Source organism: Erwinia papayae (genome assembly GCF_058241465.1).
In genome coordinates, this window is record NZ_JBZCHT010000013.1 from 1,657,421 (window position 1) to 1,674,861 (window position 17,441).

The window sequence follows — 17,441 nt, forward strand, 5'->3', positions numbered from 1 at the left end:
AGAGGACAGAACAGATGAGCTGGAACCAGAAAGCCTCCGCCACCTTGCAGAATGAGCGGGTGCTGTTAAGAGCAGTACAGGAAGACGACAGGCAGGCGATGCGTGAGCTGGCCCGTGACGGACAGATTTGGCAATATTTTGTCTTTCGCGTCGATAACGATGCGCAGTTTGAGACGTTTTTTAACGCCATGCTGCGCGATCAGGCGGCGGGCAGCCGGGCGGTGTTCGCGGTGATTGATAAGGCCAGCGGACAGATAGCCGGTAGCATGAGCATCGGCAGTATGCTGGAGCAGGAAGCGCGACTGGAGATTGGCTGGTCGTGGCTGGGCGAGGCGTTTCGCGGCACGGGCATCAACCGCCAGGCAAAATATCTGCTGATGGCGCACGCCTTTGAAACGCTGAAGGCGATTCGGGTGGAGTTCAAAACCGACGTGCTGAACACCCGCGCCCGCGCCGGACTGCGCGGGATTGGCGCGACGGAAGAGGGCACGCTGCGCAGCTTTAACTTTATGCCGGACAACCGCCGCCGCGACGCGATCTTTTACAGCGTGCTGGCGCACGAATGGCCGGGGGTGAAAGCGATGTTGCAGGCCGCTCAGCCCGCTTTACAGGCTGGAGCAAAATGAGTGCCGATCATTTCCTGATCCGGCTGGAAGGCGATGCCCTGACGCGGGGCATTCAGCATGGTGAACAGTGCCGCGCTGCGCTGCAACAGTTTGTCGCTGACGGGCTGTGCCGTCTGCAACCGCTGAGTGACAGGCCGCTGTCGCTGGCGGCGCTCGGCGAGAAGATAGCCGCTTACCGGACGCTGGTCAGCCGCTGGCTGCCGGAGATGGCGGCGGAAATTGAGGGGCTGGCGGTGGGGGCGGGATTGTCTGCCGATGTGGCCTGGCTGCTGCAACTGCGGCGCGAGGTGCTGGGCTATAACCGCATCACCACCGGTGGGGACTGCTCAACGCTGGCGTCGCTGAAAAGTGAGCCGCTGCTGGCGCAGACGGTCGATCTCAACGGCAATCTGGATGATTTTATTCGCGTCCTGCATGTGCATACCCCGCAACGACATGCGCTGGTGCTGAGTTTCGCCGGGCTGCTGGGCTATCTGGGGATGAACAGTTGCGGGCTTGCTGTCGGGCTGAACATGGTGCTGGGCGGACGCTGGCAGGAGGGGATCCCGCCTTATCTGGCAATCCGTCATCTGCTGGATAGCTGCGCGAATGTGGGCGAGGCGCTGGAAGCGCTGGCCGCGTTGCCTCTTTCCAGCTCGCGATCCTTCACCCTGTGCGATGCACAGCGGGCAGTCTGCGTCGAGAGCCTCGATAATCAGCTGCGTGTGGTGGAGCAGGGCGCGGTGACCGCCCATACCAACCATTTTCTCCACGCTGATTTTATCGCGCAGGATGCGATCAATATCTTTGCGCGCAACTCCTCACAGCTGCGGCTGAATCAGACCAGGGCATTTTTACAGCAGCCGACCATCGATGATGAGGGATGCTTTGGGCTGTTCAGTACGCCGCCGGTGTGCGTGGCGGATAATGGCGATATTCGTCGCGAACGCACCGTGGCGGCAGTGGTGCTACTGCCGCAACAGGGCCGGATGCTGCTGCGGGCTGGTAATCCGGCGCTTTCTGCCACACACTCTTTCTCTCTTTAATCTGGCTGCTGGAGAACAACATGGCTGAAAAACTGCATCATTATCAGGTCGCGCTGGAGTGGCAGGGAAATCTTGGGGTCGGCACCCGTGATTATCGATCCTACACGCGGGAATTTGTGGTCAACGGTACGGCGGGGAAAACGCTGAACGGTTCCGCCGACCCGGCTTTTCTGGGCAAAGAAAGCTGCTGGAATCCGGAGGAGCTGCTGCTGGCTTCTATTTCTGCCTGCCACCAGCTGTGGTATCTGCATCTCTGCGCCGATGCCGGTCTGTGCGTGGTGAAATACAGCGACAAACCGGTGGCGACGATGAATGAAAAAAGCGGGAAATTTGTCTCGGCAGAGCTTCGGCCAGAGGTGACGCTGAAGGAAGGGGATGATGCAGAGCTGGCGTTGTCGCTGCATGAGCTGGCCCACAGCAAGTGCTACATTGCTAATTCGCTGGCGTTTGCCATCAGCATCAACGCCACCTTTCACCACCAGCCGTCGGCCTGAGGCGGCGCGGCGTTAGCGGGTTATCAGCAGGCGCAGGGTTGCTGGCTTCGCCATCACGCTCTGCGCCTGTTTTTATCCTGCGCCGCCGTTAGGTCCGGCGCGGTGCTGTTAGCGGGCCGCCGTGCCTGACAGCGCAACCTCAGAGGTGGTGTGCGCTGACAGCGAACGGAGCTTCGCCAGCAGATAATCGTAGTAGTGCTGACAGGTTTGCAGTCGCAGTATTGCCCCGTTGTAGATTTCTGCCATTGCGGCGGGGTGTCTGGCGCAAACCGGCACGATCACATTGTTCAGCCAGCCATCGGCATGGGCCACGTCAACGCTGATGTGCTCTGAGTAGTAATGGATATCCCTGTCGCTCAACCCGATACGCTTACATCCCACCACCAGCTTTTCATACTGAGACGGATCCAGCAGTTCGGTCATCGCCATCATGCCGGTCAGTTTATAATAGTGCTGGCGCGTCACCCCTGCGGCCATAAACAGGTTATATCCGGCCAGCCCCTGCCACTCATACAGATGGGTGAAATGGTCATCGGGCAGGGCGATGCCGCGTCGCTCCAGCAGGTTTTTATACAGATTGACATGGGTGAACTCATTGCTGCCCTGACCAATTTCATCCCACAGGTTATGGCTGATTTCAGCCCGCGTCTCCGGAAACGACCCCACCAGCGTCATGGCCACCAGATCGAAAAATAATAAATTCAGCGCGCTGTCGCTTTTAAAAAAGTAATTGATTTGGGTTTCGTTGGCCTCGCTGGCCAGGAAATCAAACAGGGGATGACGGGCCGTGGGATGAGCGGACCATAAGGCGGTTAATTCCGCCACCATATTCTCCACACAAAGATCCGGAAGCGGGATGGCGGCTGCGTTGATTTCATTTTCCAGCCAGGCGGATTCCAGCGTCTGGCGCAGCTGAATAAGCAGGGGATCGAACTGATTGCGACTCTGCGCCGAGAGCGGCTCGGCCAGGTGTGACTGATAAAGGATAAACAGCGCCAGCTGCATATCCCGCCGGGCAGCGGCATTCTGCCCGGTTAGTGCCAGCTTCAGCGTCTCTGCCACCTGCGCCGACAGTTTTTCTGCCAGCCGGGGATAATGCTGATAAACGGCAGGTAAATTATCTTCACAGGCCAGAGCGTGAATAATATCCGCCAGCGGTAATTGATCGTGTTCGTCCAGGCACAGTGTATTGATGACCTGTTGCGTGTGTATATTCATTGGCGTGGCCTTATATAAGCGGCGATGGCTGTTTGACAGGATATAAATATCACCGAAGGTTTTTATAAAATAACGCGTTGACTCAGCCCCTGTTCTGACAGGAATTTTCCCTTTACCTGTTATTAAATTACAGGCTGTATCGGGATGAGTGAGCGGAATCTAACATCTTTTTGTCAGCTTTAAGATGACAACAGATTGCAATTTGATGGTTTTCAGATTAAGGCTATGTCAATCTGAAAAATGCAAAATGGCCCTGATACAGGCCATTGTGAAGGGAGAATAACGCGGCTGTTTCCGCTTAATTAAATGACGCCGCCCTCTGAAAAAATCAGCGCTTTGGTGGTGGACCAGGCAGTAAGTGCCGGGGAATTTTCAATATTAGCGATGCCCTCTGACTGGCTGGCCGCGATAGCGCCATCAATCAGCATCATAATGGTGAAGGAGACGCGGCTGGCAGGTTCAGGATTAAGGCACTGACAGAGAATCTCATAAATCAGCGCCTGTTAATCGGCCCTGAATTTAATATTAATTTCTTTTAATACCGCCGAGCTGTCACCAAATTCAACAACCACCCGGTTAAACATGCAGCCGTTAAATTCGGGGGTATAGAACCAGCTGTTATAATATTTAAAGATAGAAAAAAGTTTATCTTTGGTTTCCGTCTCTGCTTCGGTAATTTCTTTCAGTTCGTTAATAAACTGCTGATGTTTTATTTCGAGAATGGTTTTAATCAATGACTCTTTATCCGGGAAATAACGGTAAAAGGTCATTTTTGAAACGCCAGATGTTTCAGCAATCTTATCAATGGTAGAAGACTGATAGCCTTCGCGGTTAAAAAGCACCATTGACGAATCGATAATATTTTGTAGCTTTGCTTTCATCTGACGGCCTGTAATAAAACTGAAATACCAACTTTTTATTATATCATATGTGCATTTTATGGATAAAAATATTGGCACTGCAAGTGTAACTAAATGAATATATTGTAAAAAGTATACTGGCGTATTGAAAAAACAGCTGAGCGCGATTATTTAAATTTTAGTTACAAAACGCCCGGCAACCGCTTGCTGCCAGCTGATATTTTTATCCGCAGGCAGATGACGCCTGATAGCAGCATAATCTGTGGCAAGTGGCGAAAATCGGCCGTTACCTCGTTATCTGGCAGGCTTAAAATGTCGCTGTTTTACCCTGGTCAAACCTGCCTGATTGTTTAACAGCAGAAGGGATAGCGAAGATGTTACAAAGCGCCAGCTGCACAAAATGCGGGCATGGTCGGTGCGCGCAATAACCCTGTTTCAGGGTCGGTGCCGCGCGAATATCCGCTCAGGCAGAAACCCGGCTGCTAATCCGTCGGGGGCGCTCAGTTTTAACGACACAAAAAGGGCTGATACTTTTTTGCGCCATTGCATGAAGCTGACTCTGGATAAAAACATTCTCATCCATCCAGCTGAAAACGCTTGAATTGCGTTATGAGGCGATTAGCTGGAAGTAGACAGAGGGAAATATTACTTATCGCGACAGTTGGAACGAACGCGTCTGCACCTGATAACCAGTAAATCAGGGCAATCTCTGTCACCGCAGCCCGGCAGCTGCGGCCGTTACAGCAGATGAACCGCCTCGCGTACCTCAAGTCGCAGCCAGCAGCCGGGCGTCAGCCATTGTGAGGAAGCCGTCTGCAACGTCAGCTGTTGTTTCTCCTCCTCCAGATAAACCGTCAGCAGTGAGCGGTCCCCGGCAAAGGCGAAATCCTGCAACAGGATGCCTGTTGGTTGCTGGCTGACACTTATGCTCAGTTGCTCCGGGCGCAGCATAATGCGCGCGCTGTCGCTGACGGGCTTGCGTAACGGGGTCACCTCGCCCAGCGCACACCAGTAACCCTGCTGTCGCTGGCGCAGCGGCAGGATCACCGCCTCACCCAGCAGTCTGGCGGTCTGTTCATTCACCGGGTAGTGATAAAGTTCACGCGGATGGCCGGTCTGCATCAGGCGACCCGCTTCCATTACCGCCAGCTGTTGGGCAAAGGAGAGCGCCTCTCCCTGATCGTGCGTCACCAGAATGCAGGCAATGCCCGCTTCGCTGAGGATCTGCTTCACCGCATCGCGGGTGGCGGCCCGCAGTCCGGTATCCAGCGCGGAGAAGGGTTCATCCAGCAGCATCAGCCGTGGTTTTAACGCCAGCGCCCTGGCCAGCGCCACGCGCTGCTGCTGCCCGCCGGAGAGTTCATACGGCCAGCGTTGTGCGAAGTGGGAGGCCAGCGATACCTTCTCCAGCAGGGCCGCCACCGTACTATCCTGCCCGGACTTCGGCCCTTGCAGGCCGAAAGCGATATTGTCCCGCACCGTCAGATGAGGAAATAACATGCCGTCCTGTGGGACGTAGCCAATGCCGCGCTGATGGGCAGGCACCGGCACCCGGCCAGCGGTCAGCGACCGCTTATCGAAAATAATCTCTCCGCTGTCGGGCAGCTCAAAACCCGCAATCAGTTTCAGCAGGGTCGATTTGCCTGAACCGGACGGGCCGACAATTACTGTGCGGTTAGCAGGCGCAACCGTTAACTGCACGTCATGCAGCACCGATGTCCCCTGCCAGGACTTATTTAATCCCTTGATCGTTAACATATTATATTCCTGCGGCGCGGCCAGCCTGACGATAAAGCAGGCTGGTTAAAGGAAGTGAAAGCAGAATCAACAGCAGCGCATAAGGCGAGGCGGCCACGTAGTCGATTTCACTGGTCAGTGACCAGAAGCCGCTGGCCAGCGTGCGGGTGCCGAGCGGAGAGAGCAGCAGGGTGGCGGTCAGCTCACTGGCAATACCAATAAAGGTCAGCGCCGCGCCGGAGGCGGCGGCTGGCGCAATCAGGCGCAGCGTGACCCGCCACAGCACCCGAAACGGGGGCTGCCCCAGGCTGGCGGCGACGTTCTCCAGCTCGGCCGGAGCCTGAGCAATACCGGCGCGTAAACTTATCAGCGCACGGGGCAGATACAGCAGCACATAGGCCAGCAGCAGGGTGAAGGCGGTCTGATACAGCGGCGGCGCAAGTTGCAGGGTGAAGGTCACCAGCGCCAGCGCTATTACCAGCCCCGGTAGTGAGCCAGTCAGGTAGTTGCAGCTCTCCATCAGTCGAAACACCGGCTGTGGATAGCGCACCGACAGCCAGGCGAGTGGAAAGGCACAGGCGGTGGTCAGCGCCGCACCGGTAACCGCCAGGGTTAATGTCTGTTGGAAAGCGCGCCACAGAGCAGGCTGTTGCCACACGTCCACTCCGCCCAGCCACAGCCAGCGCAGCAGTGACAGCAGCGGCACGCCGAGCGACAGTACCACCAGCGTCAGCGGCAGCAGCGTACACACCACCTTCACCGGCAGCGTCAGCGGTTTTGGTCTTTGCCGCTGCGGTACACCTGCACCGACCCGCGTATAGCGGGTTTTCCCCCGTACTTTAATATCAAGCAGCAGAAACAGCAGGCAGGTCAGCGTCAGCACGCCTGCCAGCATGTTGGCGGCGGGGCCGTTAAAGGTGGACTGAAACTGATCAAAAATGGCGGTGGTAAAAGAATCGAAGCGGATCAATGCGAAAAGCCCGTATTCCGCCAGCAGGTGCAGCACAGTCAGCAGCACGCCCCCCAGGATCGCCAGCTTCATCTGCGGCAGGATCACCCGGAAAAATACCGCCAGCGGCGTCAGGCCCAGCGAGGCTGCGACATATTCCAGTTCAGGATCGAGCCGCCGCAGTACCGCCGCTGCCGGAAGATAGATAAAGGGAAAGTAGGCCAGCAGCGAGAGAAAGACGGCCGCGCTCAGGCCGGACATCGCGGGTTGCACGCTTATCCAGGCGTAGCTCTGGATAAACGCCGGTACGCCCAGCGGGGCGGTGCACAGCAGGGACCAGAGCCGGCGTCCCGGCAGGGCGGTGCGCTCGGTCAGCCAGGCCAGTCCTGTGCCTGCGGCAATATTAAGCGGCAGAGTGCAGAGGTTAAGCAGCGTGGTATTGAGCATCAGTTCCGCCACGCGCGGGCGAAACAGCAGGGTGCGGATGGTCTGCCAGCCGCTGCTGAAGGTAACCTGGGTGACAAATGCCAGCGGCAGTAGTGAACACAGGGTTATCACCACCGCCAGCAATATAAGCAAAAGGCCCGGCGTGCGGGCCTTAACGCCACCTGCGGGTGGCGTATGAAAAGCAGGATTTTGCATCCACAAAGTTCCGTTGTTACAGCAATCCGGCTTCGGTCATTAATTCAATGACTTTCTTATTGTTGGGCGACGACGGCTCTACTGCCGGGGCATTCAGATCCTTCAGCGGCACCAGTTTTGGATTGGAGGCCGCATTTTTACCGACCGCATACTCAAAGGCATCGTTGGTTTTCAGCAGTTGCTGACCCGCTTTACCGGTTATCCAGTTAACGAACTGCTGCGCCTCTTTGGCATGTTTGCTGGAAGCCAGCACGCCGCCGCCAGAGATGCTGACGAAGGCACCGGCATCGCGATGACCGAAGTAGTGCAGTGCGGTATTTTTACTGTTTTCGCCGGTTTTTGCCTGATCAACAAAGCGGTAGTAGTGATAAATGATTCCGCCGTCGATCTGACCGGCATTGATCGCCTTCAGCACCGTGCTGTTGCCTTTGTAAGGCACCGCGTTAGTTTTCATCGCTTTGAGCCAGTCAAGGGTGGCTTTTTCGCCTTTCAGCGCCAGCATCGCGCTGACAATGGCCTGGAAATCTGCCCCGGTCGGGGATGCCGCCCAGCGGCCTTTCCATTCTGGTTTTGCCAGATCCATGATCGAATGTGGCAGCTGAGCATCGCTCAGTTTCGCCGGGTTATAAGCAAACACCGTGCTGCGGGCGGCGATGCCTGTCCAGCGGCCATGAGCAGGACGGTACGCTTTATCCACCTGCGCCAGCGTGTTGCTCTCCAGTGGGGCGAACAGGCCCGCATTATCCACCAGCACCATTGATGGTGAGTTCTCGGTCAGAAAAACGTCGGCAGGCGAGGCTTTACCTTCCTGCACCAACTGGTTAGCCAGCTCGCTGTCGCTGCCATTACGCAGGGTGACTTTGATGCCGGTGTCATGTGTGAAGCCATCAACCCATGACTGCACCAGATTTTCATGCTGCGCATTATAAATAACCAGCGTGTCATCGGCGGCGTGGGCAGATAACGTTAAAGAAGAAAACAGACCTGCAAGCACAAGGGATTTAAGCGAAAAGTGTTTCATGTCATCATCCTGTTCAGAAGACAATTCAAGTTTGTTACAGCCATTCTTCAAAGCAGCGACAATTTAATATAAAAGCATCAGAATGATAACGAAAATTATTCTTATTTGCAGAGTTCAGAGTATCAGCAAGGTGACCGGCTTTATCGCTTTACTTTATCCGTGAGCGGGGCGGGTGCGCAGAATTTTATGACAAAGATTAAGATAACCTTAATATTAAAAAACAAGTATGCTGGCTGCTGATTTTTTGTTATTGGTGAGGTTATGATGACGCCCGCTGGTTATTTCTTTATCCCTGCTGATATCAGGTTTTTATCCGTGAAAAGTAAAAATAAAATATTCCTTTGTTCTTTTTTTTTTAATAACACTGTCTGGCTTCTGGTTTATTTTCCTGGCCTTATGACTGATTTACCTTTTTGAAAAATCACCGCAATAGCAGATTTTATCAGGCGGGATTTTCATTGTTCAGCAAAACCGTGCTTCGACGAAGGCAGTATTATTGCTTTAATTTTTTAACACGACAATGCGTTTAAAAAAGCGGTCAACGCCAAAGACAAAGAGCTGTTTCTGATCCCTGGCGCGACCCATATTCAGACTTACTGGAAACAGCCTTATGTCGATCAGGCTGTCGATAAACTGACGCAGTTTTACGGCAAAACGCCGTAATCCGCCTGAGAGGTCAGTGAGTTAAAGCCAGCCAGCCGTGGAGGCCCATATACAGCCCCACGGCGGCAATCAGCAGGCTGGAAAACAGCGGTGCTTTTCTGGCGATGGCATCGAAACCGCGCCAGTGAGCGACCCTGCGCACGCTGAGGGCGGCACCCACGCCGACGGCCACCAGCGTCAGGGCCAGACCGATGCTGAAACAGAACACCATCGTTGCACCTAACACCAGCGCTTTCAGCTGCAAACAAATCAACAGCACGGTAATGGCCGCAGGGCAGGGGATCAGCCCGCCGGTCAGGCCGAATAACAGGATCTGCGCGTTCGACACCGCTCTACCATCAAAGCGTCGTTTAATCTCACTGGCATGGGCCAGCTGGTGGGCATCCTGGTACTCCTCTGCGGCTGCCGGACCGGAATTATGCGACTCACCAAATACCACATCGTAATCATGCACGTGACCGCGATGGCCCAGTGAAAGCCGGGCATTAATGTTATGGGGTTCGGGAACCGGGTGTTCCGATTCCAGATAATCGCCGTGGTCGATAAAATTAAAAATCCGCGAAAAGGGGCCGTTTCCGCAGCGTGCCGTCAGTGATACCTCGCCAGCCTGCCAGCGATTGCCGGATAACACCCGCAGATGCCAGTGTGCCTGCTGCGGTTGTCCGGTGATGGAGAGCGCCACTCTGCCGTGACCGGTATCGATCAGCTTCTCGTCGGACCGCAGCTGCACGGTTTCCTGCCTCGCTTTACGCGCGTTTTTCTCATCCTGCCAGGCCGTGCGGAACATCCATAGCGCAGTACCAAGCACGATGGCTGCGGAAATCAGCTGCAACCACGGCTCTGCGGATTCAGCGGTAAAGCGATTGCTGATATACATGCCGCCGAAAGCAATCAGCCAGACGACAGCGGTGTGAGAGAGTGTGGCGGCCAGCCCCAGCATCACCGCCTGACGTACGCTTCCTTTTATGGCGATGATAAATGCCGCCATCATGGTCTTGGAATGACCTGGCTCCAGCCCATGCAGGGCACCCAGCAGGATCGCCCCGGGAATGAAAAACCACGCATTACCCTGCTGGAGGAGGGTTGAAAAGTCGCTCACAGGAATAATTCTCAACAGTTACAGGAGCGAATGATGGTACTCCCCCCCAGTACAAAATACTACCCCCCAGTAGATGCGATGGTTATAATCTCCCTCCGGAATTTATGGCGATGGGGTGGCAGATGTCGCATACCGTTCGTGATAAACAGAAGCTGAAATCCCGTGCAAATAAGATTCAGGGACAGGTTTCTGCCCTGACAAAAATGCTGGATGAACCCCATGAATGTGCGGCGGTATTGCAGCAGATTGCGGCGATTCGTGGTGCGGTGAATGGCCTGATGCGTGAGGTGATCAAAGGGCACCTGACCGAGCATATTGTTCACGAAGAGGAGAGGGCAAAGCGCGAGGCGGATCTGGCGGTGATACTGAAGGTGCTGGACTCCTACATCAAATAGGCCCGACCACAGGACGCTGCTCAGCTGGCAAAAGATATGGCGCTGGCAGGCCCGGAGACAGAATGTTTCCGGGCTTTTTTATTCAGTTCATGGCGTAGCAGCGAGAGGTTGCCACGTTCTGATCGGACCCGCTGCCAGCGCCTTTCACCAGACAAATCACCGACTGCTTTTTGTTGTTAAGGATAACCACCGGGCCGTCGTTGCCGAGGGAGGCCGAGACAATCTTTGCCCCACCGTTGAGCAGTTTTTCCAGCGACTGATTCAGCGCTTCCAGTTTTGTCGGGTATTCCAGTGCGTTTCCCGGCACTCTGGCACCACTTTCCGGCGGCCAGCCTGCCGCAGAGGCCAGCGCAGGTAGCAGTAACAGACTACAGATAGTAACAATAAGGCCTTTTTTCATCATTTCTCTCTCAGTTTGACTGACGACAAACGGTATGCCGCCCGAACGGTTGGCAGGCCCGGTTTTACCTGCGGGGTAAAGCATACGCATCCGTTATTCCAATACTCAATTCAGGCTTATGTAAAAGAGTCATACTTTTTCCCGATGACAAATATCATCAGGTTACGTAATACATTCTTTATTCTTATGTTTAATTTGTCTGCTGCCATCAGGCTCTCCCTGAGTATTATCTTAAAAAAACAACAAAAAAAACAATAAAGCAAATAAATTTCATTAAGTTGCATATTGTTTCTGTTGCGCTTTTCGCAGCGGAATATTATTTGACTTGAAAGGCATTTTGTTCACATTCAGGATGAAAGAATAAGAATTAAGAAAAACTGATAATGGAAACCAGTCCCATGTCCTGTGAGCACTATCCGGTTACGGCTGATTCATTTCCTGAAGAAAATATTATCATTTTCCTGCCCGATCCTGAGGATAAGGCATGTCTGCACGATATCGCCACACGCCTGGCGATTGAGAGTACGCTGGAAGCCGATATGTTAAGCCGTCCCATCAGTCACTTTATCGGGTGTATTTTATCTGGCAGATTGCTGGTCGCTTATTGTGCTGACCGGCTGGTGGGGGCCGTCAGTTTAATCAGGCTGTCGGCAAATTATGCCGAAATAAGCAGTGCGTGGATTGACCGGGAATATCGCGGCAAGGGTATTTATTCCCGGCTGAAGTCGACGATGTTAACTATGGCGAAACAGCTGGGTCTTCAAGTTGTTTCCTCAACAAAAATTAAAAAAGATCAGACGTCGAAGTCATTAAAGTCAGGCATTAAATTTAATATGCTGCCGGTTTCCTACAGCTATTTGCGAGGCAGGGACAGCCAGGCCTTTGCAACATGCTGTCGATGCGGTGCAAATAAAAATGCACAGAGCTGTGCCGAGCGCGATGTGACCTGCCTGCTCAGTATTGAGGTCAATAATCCGGAAGAGATAATCAGTTCGTCCGTTTTTTACAAAAATAATCTGAGTCGTAATATTCATCTTAATGAAGTCATTAAATCTGAGATATTAACAAAAACCCGTAATTATACATCTGTTCTGACTGGAGGTAATATGTTTACAGATCACGGCTACAGCAAAAATGAAATCGCTGGTTTTAAAAATGAGCTGGCTGAAAAAGGCTATCTGTTTATTCAGGATCTGCCTGATGGATTTGACCACCTTTATTTTTCTCAGGAATTTGGCAAGCTGCTGCCACAGTATGATGGCAACCTTGTCTGGTCTATTCGGCCAAAGCCGGAATTTGATAATCATTACCACTCTCTGAATACCAAAAAATTGAGCCCGCATACCGAATGCTATGAGTATCCCGGATTACCACCAAAATATTTATCGCTGTGGTGTGTGACGCCGTCTGAATGTGGCGGCGGCCAGACCACCCTGCTGGACGTGCTCTCTTTCTTTGAGGAACTGTCAACAGAAGAGAAGAAAGTACTGACTGAGGAGCAGATTAACTTCGTTTCCAGCTCCGGTATTCAGTCCAGTGCGTTGGGTAAAAAAGCGTTGCATCCGATTGTCTCCGAGCAGAGCGAGGGCAAAAATCCGCTGATCAGATTCAGTCGTAACTGTGTGGAGAACTGTTCACCGGATGTAGAAAAGATTGGCGATAAGCTGGTGGCTAAATTTGAAAAAGAGCATCTGAGTATCGACTGGAAAAAGAATTCATTTCTCATCTGGGATAACCAGCGGCTGGTGCATTCGCGTACCGCATTTGAGGACAGAAATCGTGAGCTGAAGCGCGTCTGGTTGACTAATTAAGGACCCATAAACCATGACACTCCACGCAGAAAAGAAGGCATTGAAAAATGCCTTAATCAGTACAGGCTATGTTTATATTAATGACATCAGAACTGAGGATGAATTTTTATCTGTGGTACAGGATGTGGGGAAAATTGTTCCTCAGTACGATAACCAGCTGGTCTGGAGTATCAAGGCTGAGAAACGATTCGAAAATACCTATCATTCAAAAAATAACAAAGAGCTGATGCCGCATACGGAGTGTTATGAATATAACTCTCTGCCGCCACGCTATTTAGCCTTGTGGTGTAAAGAGCCAGGTAATGAAGGTGAAGGTTTTACCTGGCTCAGTAATCTCATGCCATTTTTCGATATGATCCCTGCTGGCAAAAAGAAAGAGCTGGAGAATATTCCATTACGCTATTTTTCCACGGCGGGGCTCCAGGAGGAGAATATTGGTAAAGAGGCCTGGCATCCTTTCCTCAGCCATGCGCCTGACGGCACGCCACTGGTCAGATTCTCTTACACCTGTATGGATTATTCGGCGTTAGCGGATTTTTCAGACCTGCGTGACGAGTTGATGACATTTATTAATGCGAACGCGATAAAAATTGCCTGGAAGAAAAATGCGCTGCTGATCTGGGATAATTTCAGACTGGTCCATTCACGTAGCGGATACAGTAATTATAATCGCGAACTTCGCCGGGTATGGCTGGTAGAGGACTGATGAAATGAAGAAAAATCTGCTGGTTTTATATGTACACAGTGCCAGTCGTTTATCGCATCTGCGAAAAATTAACAGCCTGAAAGATAAATATAATGTCACCATTTTATATGCAAAGGTTGAGGCGAAAAATTATATCGAAAGGTTTGCCCATCAGGCTTATTCCGTCACCATCGAAAACAGCGCGGAAAACCTCGATACCATTCTCAGCACTCTCGGGCCGACCTTTCAACCCGATGGTATTCTCAATGTTTCAGAACCCTTTTTGCCGTTGCAGCAAAAGCTTTGTGCGCACTTTAATCTGCCCGGTCCCTCGCTGAAAGCGGTGGAAGTGGGGAGAAACAAATACAACATGCGCGCTTTCTCCAGAGAACTGGGGATCCCCGTACCCGATTTTGTTCAGGTGACCTCGGAGAATATCACCGACGCTGCCCGACTGACCTTTCCGGTGATTGCCAAGCCGTTAATCGGTAGCGGCTCATCGCTGGTCAGGCGATATGATGATTACCCATCGCTGGTCAGTGATTTTGCGCAACTCAGTGACGATGCCGTGTCGCTCTTCTCCAGAGATTCGCAGTTTAAAGAAACCTTCTCAGGGGAATATCCCTTCATTGTTGAGGAGATTATTGGCGGCGAGGTACTTTTTGCTACCAGGCTGCCTTACCGGGTTGGCGAAATCAGCGTTGAAAGTGTCTATTTCAACGGCGAGGTTGAGGTGCTGGCTATTCATGATAAGCCGTTGCCGAATAATGGCCCGCACTTTGAAGAGGTCTGCTTCAGTACCCCCACCCGCATCCCACAGGCGCTGCAACAGCAGGCGAAAGCCTATGTTTCGGCTATTCATCGGGCACTGGGCGCTGGCGCTTATGTGTTGCATACGGAATTCCGAACGCTGGCGAATGAAATCAAACTGATTGAATTTGGCGTCAGAATGGGCGGCTCCGCCATCTATAACTCTCTGCTTGCCTCAACCGGCATTGATTTTATTGAGGTGCAGATCGCTATCGCCATGCGCGAAGAGGTTAATATCCCGCGTAAAACAGCACGTCCTGTCATTACCTGCCTGGTGTTTCCGCAGAAGCAGGGCAGGATCACCGCGATCCATGGTGAAAACCTCTTTGTCAGCGATCCGCACTATGTGGAGCATCAGATCTATGACAATATTGGCGACATTGCATATCGCGCCCCTCTGGCAACCCGCAGCACACTCCACGTCCTTTTCCAGGCTGAGGATTTTGCTGCGCTTGAGGAGACGGTCAACCGGTTCAGCGCTTTAATCCGTATCGACACGGTTGAGAACTGAATCTGCGCCATCAGTATTCCCGGAGGCAGTGATGACAGGCAGTGACGTTATTTCCTTGGCAACGGAGGCCCGGCAGGCCGCATTAATTTTGCAGGATTACCCGGATGAGCAAATTAATGAGGCTATCAGGACGCTGTCGCGGCTGATGCTGAGCGAAGCCGATACATTGCTGGCTGCCAATCAGCAGGATATTCAACAGGCTGAGCAGGCAAAGTCTCCGCAGGCCTTAGTTGACCGGCTGACGCTGAATACGTCGCGCCTGCAATCTCTTGCCCTTTCCGTGCTGGAAGTGGCACAGATGCCTGCTCCGGCAGGCAGGGTGCTGTCTGCGGGTCAGCAACCGAATGGTCTGTTTATTGAAAAAGTCGCCTGTCCTTTCGGCGTAATAGCGATGATTTATGAGTCCCGGCCAAACGTGACCGTCGATGCTGCCGTATTGTGCCTCAAGTCGCGCAATGCGGTTATTTTACGGGGGGGCAAAGAGGCGCTGAATACCTCGCTGGCGTTTTATCATCTGATCGCAAAAGCGCTCGAAATACATCATATCCACCCAGGCTGTGTGAATTTAATCAATTCTGACCAGCGTGAAAAAGTGTCTCAGCTGCTGAAAGCTGAAGGCTATATTGATGTGATTATTCCGCGCGGAGGGCGGGGGCTGATTGAATTTGTGCGGGATAATACGCACATCCCTGTTTTCAGCCATCTGGATGGTATCTGTCACACCTATATTCATGCTGCTGCAACGCCCGACATGGCCATCAAAGTGGCGGTTAATGCCAAGGCCCGTCGCCCCGGAATATGCGGCGCGATGGAAACCCTGCTGATTGATAAACGCTGGCCGGATGAGTACACCCATGCGCTGATTACCGCGTTAATCGCCGCCGGTTGTATTATCAAAGGCGATGAACAGATTATGACTATCGATCCCCGTATCCTGCCTGCCGACGAGAGTGACTGGGGGATGGAGTACCTCGATATGCGGTTGAGTTGCAAAATAGTGGAGAATCTTGACGCGGCGGTTGAGCATATTAATCATTTCGGCTCTCATCACACCGATGCCATCATTACCGCAGAAAAATCCGCCGCAGAAAAATTTATGCGCTGCATTGACAGCGGCATTGTGATGCACAACGTCTCCTCACAGTTTGCCGACGGGGGCGAATTTGGCTTTGGCATGGAGATCGGTATCGCGACGGGAAAACTTCATGCGCGAGGCCCGGTGGGGCTTGAGCAGCTTTGTACCTATAAATACCGCGTGTCGGGTGATGGTTTAATAAGAGACTAAAACAGTATGCTTTTCAGTACGGACTCCCTGAATCCCACTATCAAAATAATGCTGACCGGGACGTTTTTAAGCCGCATTGGTTATTTTATGGTGTGGCCTTTTCTCTCTCTTTATCTGCATAACACCCTGCATGTCAGCCTGTTTATGGTCGGGGCGATATTTTTTGTCGCCAGTTTGTCTGGTGTGGCGGTCAGTATTTTTCTTGGCTATCACTCGGACAGGTCAGGCAGGAATCCGGTGATCTGCTTTGGGCTGTTGATCAGTATTATCAGCTTTATCCTGATGGGCGCGGTCGCTTCTCTTACCGCCTGTATTGTTGCCATATGCTTTCTTTCTGCCGGGCGTGCGCTGATTGAATCCAGCAGCAAATCGCTGATTGGCGATATGCTGAGTGATGCAGAGAGCAAAGCCCGGGTACAGTATCTGCGCTATTACATTATCAATATTGGCAGCGCGCTGGGTCCGATACCCGGTCTTCTGGCGGCAAACCATCATCGCGAAACGATCATGTATGCCACGGCCTTTATCTATTTTATCTATCTGCTGCTGATGATTTTTGGCGCAGACTGGCGCTTTAAAACGGAAAGAGATTTGCCTGAAGAGAACTTCTGGCAGGCGTTTGCTTTTATGCTCCGGCATAAAAAATTTACCGTTTTTGTGCTCTGCAACTTTATTGTGATGCTGATTTACGCTGTGTTCGATACCACGCTGATTCAGTATATCAATCTCAGTAATCTCATTAATCCCGGTGAAATCACCGCAATGGTTTTTATTGCCAATGCGGCGGGCGTAATTCTGCTACAGAAGCCGGTGATGTGGCTGATGCGCAGCAGTGGAATAACCACCCGGATAGTGAGCGGAACCTTCTTACTGACCTTGTCCAGCTGGCTTTTCTCTTCTCTGATACCCGTTCTGCGTGGCAGATGATCTTCTCGACCCTGCTGTTAACGCTGGGAGAGATAATCGTCATGCCGACGCTGAATATCGCCACCGATCTGCTTGCGCCTGCCGGTAAGCGGGGCATTACTTTTGGCATCTCCAATATGGCGTACCTGGGGACAGCGGTTTCCCCGCTGCTGGGCGGATTTCTGCTGCAATACGCCGGGGTGAACGCCTTGTTTTCCGTGCTGTCCGCCCTCGGATTTGCCGTGCTGCTGGTGCAGTGGGTTAACGGCCAACAGGCTGACTACCGTCAGAATGCCTGAGCGTG

18 protein-coding genes and 1 pseudogene are annotated in these 17,441 nt (G+C 52.6%); 11 read left to right on the forward strand and 8 right to left on the reverse strand.

All coding sequences use genetic code 11. The features are described from left to right. Positions 1 to 14: 14 nt before the first annotated feature. Genes AC3RPL_RS23840 through AC3RPL_RS23850 form a run of 3 tightly spaced genes read left to right on the forward strand, consistent with a single transcriptional unit; the run spans position 15 to position 2,145 of the window. Positions 15 to 626: a GNAT family N-acetyltransferase gene (locus tag AC3RPL_RS23840; protein ID WP_490741786.1), complete on the forward strand. Its 612-nt coding sequence runs from the start codon at positions 15 to 17 to the stop codon at positions 624 to 626. Further along, complete coding sequence (locus AC3RPL_RS23845; RefSeq protein WP_490741787.1) at positions 623 to 1,651, forward strand: C45 family autoproteolytic acyltransferase/hydrolase; 1,029 nt, start codon at positions 623 to 625, stop codon at positions 1,649 to 1,651. Before AC3RPL_RS23840 ends, AC3RPL_RS23845 begins: the two co-directional genes overlap by 4 nt. A 20-nt stretch (positions 1,652 to 1,671) precedes the next feature. Then, positions 1,672 to 2,145 carry an OsmC family protein gene (locus AC3RPL_RS23850; RefSeq protein ID WP_490741788.1) on the forward strand — a complete coding sequence of 158 codons (474 nt, stop codon included), beginning with the start codon at positions 1,672 to 1,674 and terminating at the stop codon, positions 2,143 to 2,145. Positions 2,146 to 2,253: 108 nt separating this feature from the next. On the opposite strand, the gene AC3RPL_RS23855 is transcribed toward AC3RPL_RS23850, so the two are convergent. From AC3RPL_RS23855 to AC3RPL_RS23880, 6 genes are all read right to left on the reverse strand, one after another. Next, positions 2,254 to 3,363, reverse strand: a complete 1,110-nt coding sequence (locus AC3RPL_RS23855) for an iron-containing redox enzyme family protein (RefSeq protein ID WP_490741789.1) — start codon at positions 3,361 to 3,363, stop codon at positions 2,254 to 2,256. 302 nt (positions 3,364 to 3,665) lie between these two features. Beyond that, complete coding sequence (locus AC3RPL_RS23860; protein ID WP_490741790.1) at positions 3,666 to 3,794, reverse strand: hypothetical protein; 129 nt, start codon at positions 3,792 to 3,794, stop codon at positions 3,666 to 3,668. Between the two features lie 72 nt (positions 3,795 to 3,866). Then, a complete protein-coding gene (locus tag AC3RPL_RS23865; protein WP_490741791.1) occupies positions 3,867 to 4,244 on the reverse strand; it encodes a TetR/AcrR family transcriptional regulator in 378 nt (125 codons plus the stop codon). Between the two features lie 717 nt (positions 4,245 to 4,961). Next, positions 4,962 to 5,981 (reverse strand): ABC transporter ATP-binding protein, encoded by a 1,020-nt coding sequence (locus tag AC3RPL_RS23870; RefSeq protein ID WP_490741792.1) that lies wholly within the window; start codon positions 5,979 to 5,981, stop codon positions 4,962 to 4,964. A gap of 1 nt (position 5,982) precedes the next feature. Further along, positions 5,983 to 7,551: an ABC transporter permease gene (locus AC3RPL_RS23875; RefSeq protein WP_490741793.1), complete on the reverse strand. Its 1,569-nt coding sequence runs from the start codon at positions 7,549 to 7,551 to the stop codon at positions 5,983 to 5,985. A 16-nt stretch (positions 7,552 to 7,567) separates the two neighbouring features. Further along, positions 7,568 to 8,572: an iron ABC transporter substrate-binding protein gene (locus tag AC3RPL_RS23880; protein WP_490741794.1), complete on the reverse strand. Its 1,005-nt coding sequence runs from the start codon at positions 8,570 to 8,572 to the stop codon at positions 7,568 to 7,570. Between the two features lie 516 nt (positions 8,573 to 9,088). Between AC3RPL_RS23880 and AC3RPL_RS23885 the strand changes: the two are divergent. Further along, a pseudogene (locus AC3RPL_RS23885) lies at positions 9,089 to 9,235 on the forward strand (alpha/beta hydrolase); the annotation flags it as partial. Positions 9,236 to 9,248: 13 nt separating this feature from the next. Here the strand turns inward: AC3RPL_RS23885 and AC3RPL_RS23890 are convergent. Beyond that, positions 9,249 to 10,334, reverse strand: coding sequence for a nickel/cobalt efflux protein RcnA (locus AC3RPL_RS23890; protein ID WP_490741795.1), 1,086 nt, complete (start codon positions 10,332 to 10,334; stop codon positions 9,249 to 9,251). Positions 10,335 to 10,456: 122 nt separating this feature from the next. On the opposite strand from AC3RPL_RS23890, the gene rcnR reads away from it, so the two are divergent. Next, positions 10,457 to 10,729, forward strand: a complete 273-nt coding sequence (rcnR, locus tag AC3RPL_RS23895) for a Ni(II)/Co(II)-binding transcriptional repressor RcnR (protein ID WP_490741796.1) — start codon at positions 10,457 to 10,459, stop codon at positions 10,727 to 10,729. 82 nt (positions 10,730 to 10,811) lie between these two features. Here rcnR and AC3RPL_RS23900 read toward each other — a convergent pair whose 3' ends face one another. After that, positions 10,812 to 11,219 carry a hypothetical protein gene (locus tag AC3RPL_RS23900; protein ID WP_490741797.1) on the reverse strand — a complete coding sequence of 136 codons (408 nt, stop codon included), beginning with the start codon at positions 11,217 to 11,219 and terminating at the stop codon, positions 10,812 to 10,814. A 293-nt stretch (positions 11,220 to 11,512) separates the two neighbouring features. Here AC3RPL_RS23900 and AC3RPL_RS23905 point away from each other — a divergent pair, with 293 nt between their 5' ends. The 6 genes from AC3RPL_RS23905 to AC3RPL_RS23930 are packed head-to-tail and all read left to right on the forward strand — an operon-like array spanning position 11,513 to position 17,436. After that, on the forward strand, positions 11,513 to 12,940 hold the full coding sequence (locus AC3RPL_RS23905; RefSeq protein WP_490741798.1) for a GNAT family N-acetyltransferase: 1,428 nt from the start codon (positions 11,513 to 11,515) through the stop codon (positions 12,938 to 12,940). 13 nt (positions 12,941 to 12,953) lie between these two features. Further along, complete coding sequence (locus AC3RPL_RS23910) at positions 12,954 to 13,646, forward strand: TauD/TfdA family dioxygenase (RefSeq protein WP_490741799.1); 693 nt, start codon at positions 12,954 to 12,956, stop codon at positions 13,644 to 13,646. A gap of 4 nt (positions 13,647 to 13,650) precedes the next feature. Then, positions 13,651 to 14,946 (forward strand): ATP-grasp domain-containing protein, encoded by a 1,296-nt coding sequence (locus AC3RPL_RS23915; RefSeq protein WP_490741800.1) that lies wholly within the window; start codon positions 13,651 to 13,653, stop codon positions 14,944 to 14,946. Positions 14,947 to 14,977: 31 nt separating this feature from the next. Further along, positions 14,978 to 16,231, forward strand: coding sequence for a glutamate-5-semialdehyde dehydrogenase (locus AC3RPL_RS23920; protein WP_490741801.1), 1,254 nt, complete (start codon positions 14,978 to 14,980; stop codon positions 16,229 to 16,231). Positions 16,232 to 16,237: 6 nt separating this feature from the next. Further along, positions 16,238 to 17,158: an MFS transporter gene (locus AC3RPL_RS23925; RefSeq protein ID WP_490741802.1), complete on the forward strand. Its 921-nt coding sequence runs from the start codon at positions 16,238 to 16,240 to the stop codon at positions 17,156 to 17,158. Next, entirely contained in the window at positions 17,155 to 17,436 is a 282-nt protein-coding gene (locus AC3RPL_RS23930; protein WP_490741803.1) for an MFS transporter, read from the forward strand. The genes AC3RPL_RS23925 and AC3RPL_RS23930 overlap by 4 nt, the downstream gene beginning before the upstream one ends. The last annotated feature ends 5 nt before the right edge of the window (positions 17,437 to 17,441 follow it).

Bases quoted from the DNA above. Each gene is read 5' to 3' on its own strand.
- AC3RPL_RS23840 (WP_490741786.1), top strand. From the start codon at position 15: ATGAGCTGGAACCAGAAAGCCTCCGCCACCTTGCAGAATGAGCGGGTG.
- AC3RPL_RS23845 (WP_490741787.1), top strand. From the start codon at position 623: ATGAGTGCCGATCATTTCCTGATCCGGCTGGAAGGCGATGCCCTGACG.
- AC3RPL_RS23850 (WP_490741788.1), top strand. From the start codon at position 1,672: ATGGCTGAAAAACTGCATCATTATCAGGTCGCGCTGGAGTGGCAGGGA.
- AC3RPL_RS23855 (WP_490741789.1), bottom strand. From the start codon at position 3,363: ATGAATATACACACGCAACAGGTCATCAATACACTGTGCCTGGACGAA.
- AC3RPL_RS23860 (WP_490741790.1), bottom strand. From the start codon at position 3,794: ATGATGCTGATTGATGGCGCTATCGCGGCCAGCCAGTCAGAGGGCATC.
- AC3RPL_RS23865 (WP_490741791.1), bottom strand. From the start codon at position 4,244: ATGAAAGCAAAGCTACAAAATATTATCGATTCGTCAATGGTGCTTTTT.
- AC3RPL_RS23870 (WP_490741792.1), bottom strand. From the start codon at position 5,981: ATGTTAACGATCAAGGGATTAAATAAGTCCTGGCAGGGGACATCGGTG.
- AC3RPL_RS23875 (WP_490741793.1), bottom strand. From the start codon at position 7,551: ATGCAAAATCCTGCTTTTCATACGCCACCCGCAGGTGGCGTTAAGGCC.
- AC3RPL_RS23880 (WP_490741794.1), bottom strand. From the start codon at position 8,572: ATGAAACACTTTTCGCTTAAATCCCTTGTGCTTGCAGGTCTGTTTTCT.
- rcnR (WP_490741796.1), top strand. From the start codon at position 10,457: ATGTCGCATACCGTTCGTGATAAACAGAAGCTGAAATCCCGTGCAAAT.
- AC3RPL_RS23900 (WP_490741797.1), bottom strand. From the start codon at position 11,219: ATGCGTATGCTTTACCCCGCAGGTAAAACCGGGCCTGCCAACCGTTCG.
- AC3RPL_RS23905 (WP_490741798.1), top strand. From the start codon at position 11,513: ATGGAAACCAGTCCCATGTCCTGTGAGCACTATCCGGTTACGGCTGAT.
- AC3RPL_RS23910 (WP_490741799.1), top strand. From the start codon at position 12,954: ATGACACTCCACGCAGAAAAGAAGGCATTGAAAAATGCCTTAATCAGT.
- AC3RPL_RS23915 (WP_490741800.1), top strand. From the start codon at position 13,651: ATGAAGAAAAATCTGCTGGTTTTATATGTACACAGTGCCAGTCGTTTA.
- AC3RPL_RS23920 (WP_490741801.1), top strand. From the start codon at position 14,978: ATGACAGGCAGTGACGTTATTTCCTTGGCAACGGAGGCCCGGCAGGCC.
- AC3RPL_RS23925 (WP_490741802.1), top strand. From the start codon at position 16,238: ATGCTTTTCAGTACGGACTCCCTGAATCCCACTATCAAAATAATGCTG.
- AC3RPL_RS23930 (WP_490741803.1), top strand. From the start codon at position 17,155: ATGATCTTCTCGACCCTGCTGTTAACGCTGGGAGAGATAATCGTCATG.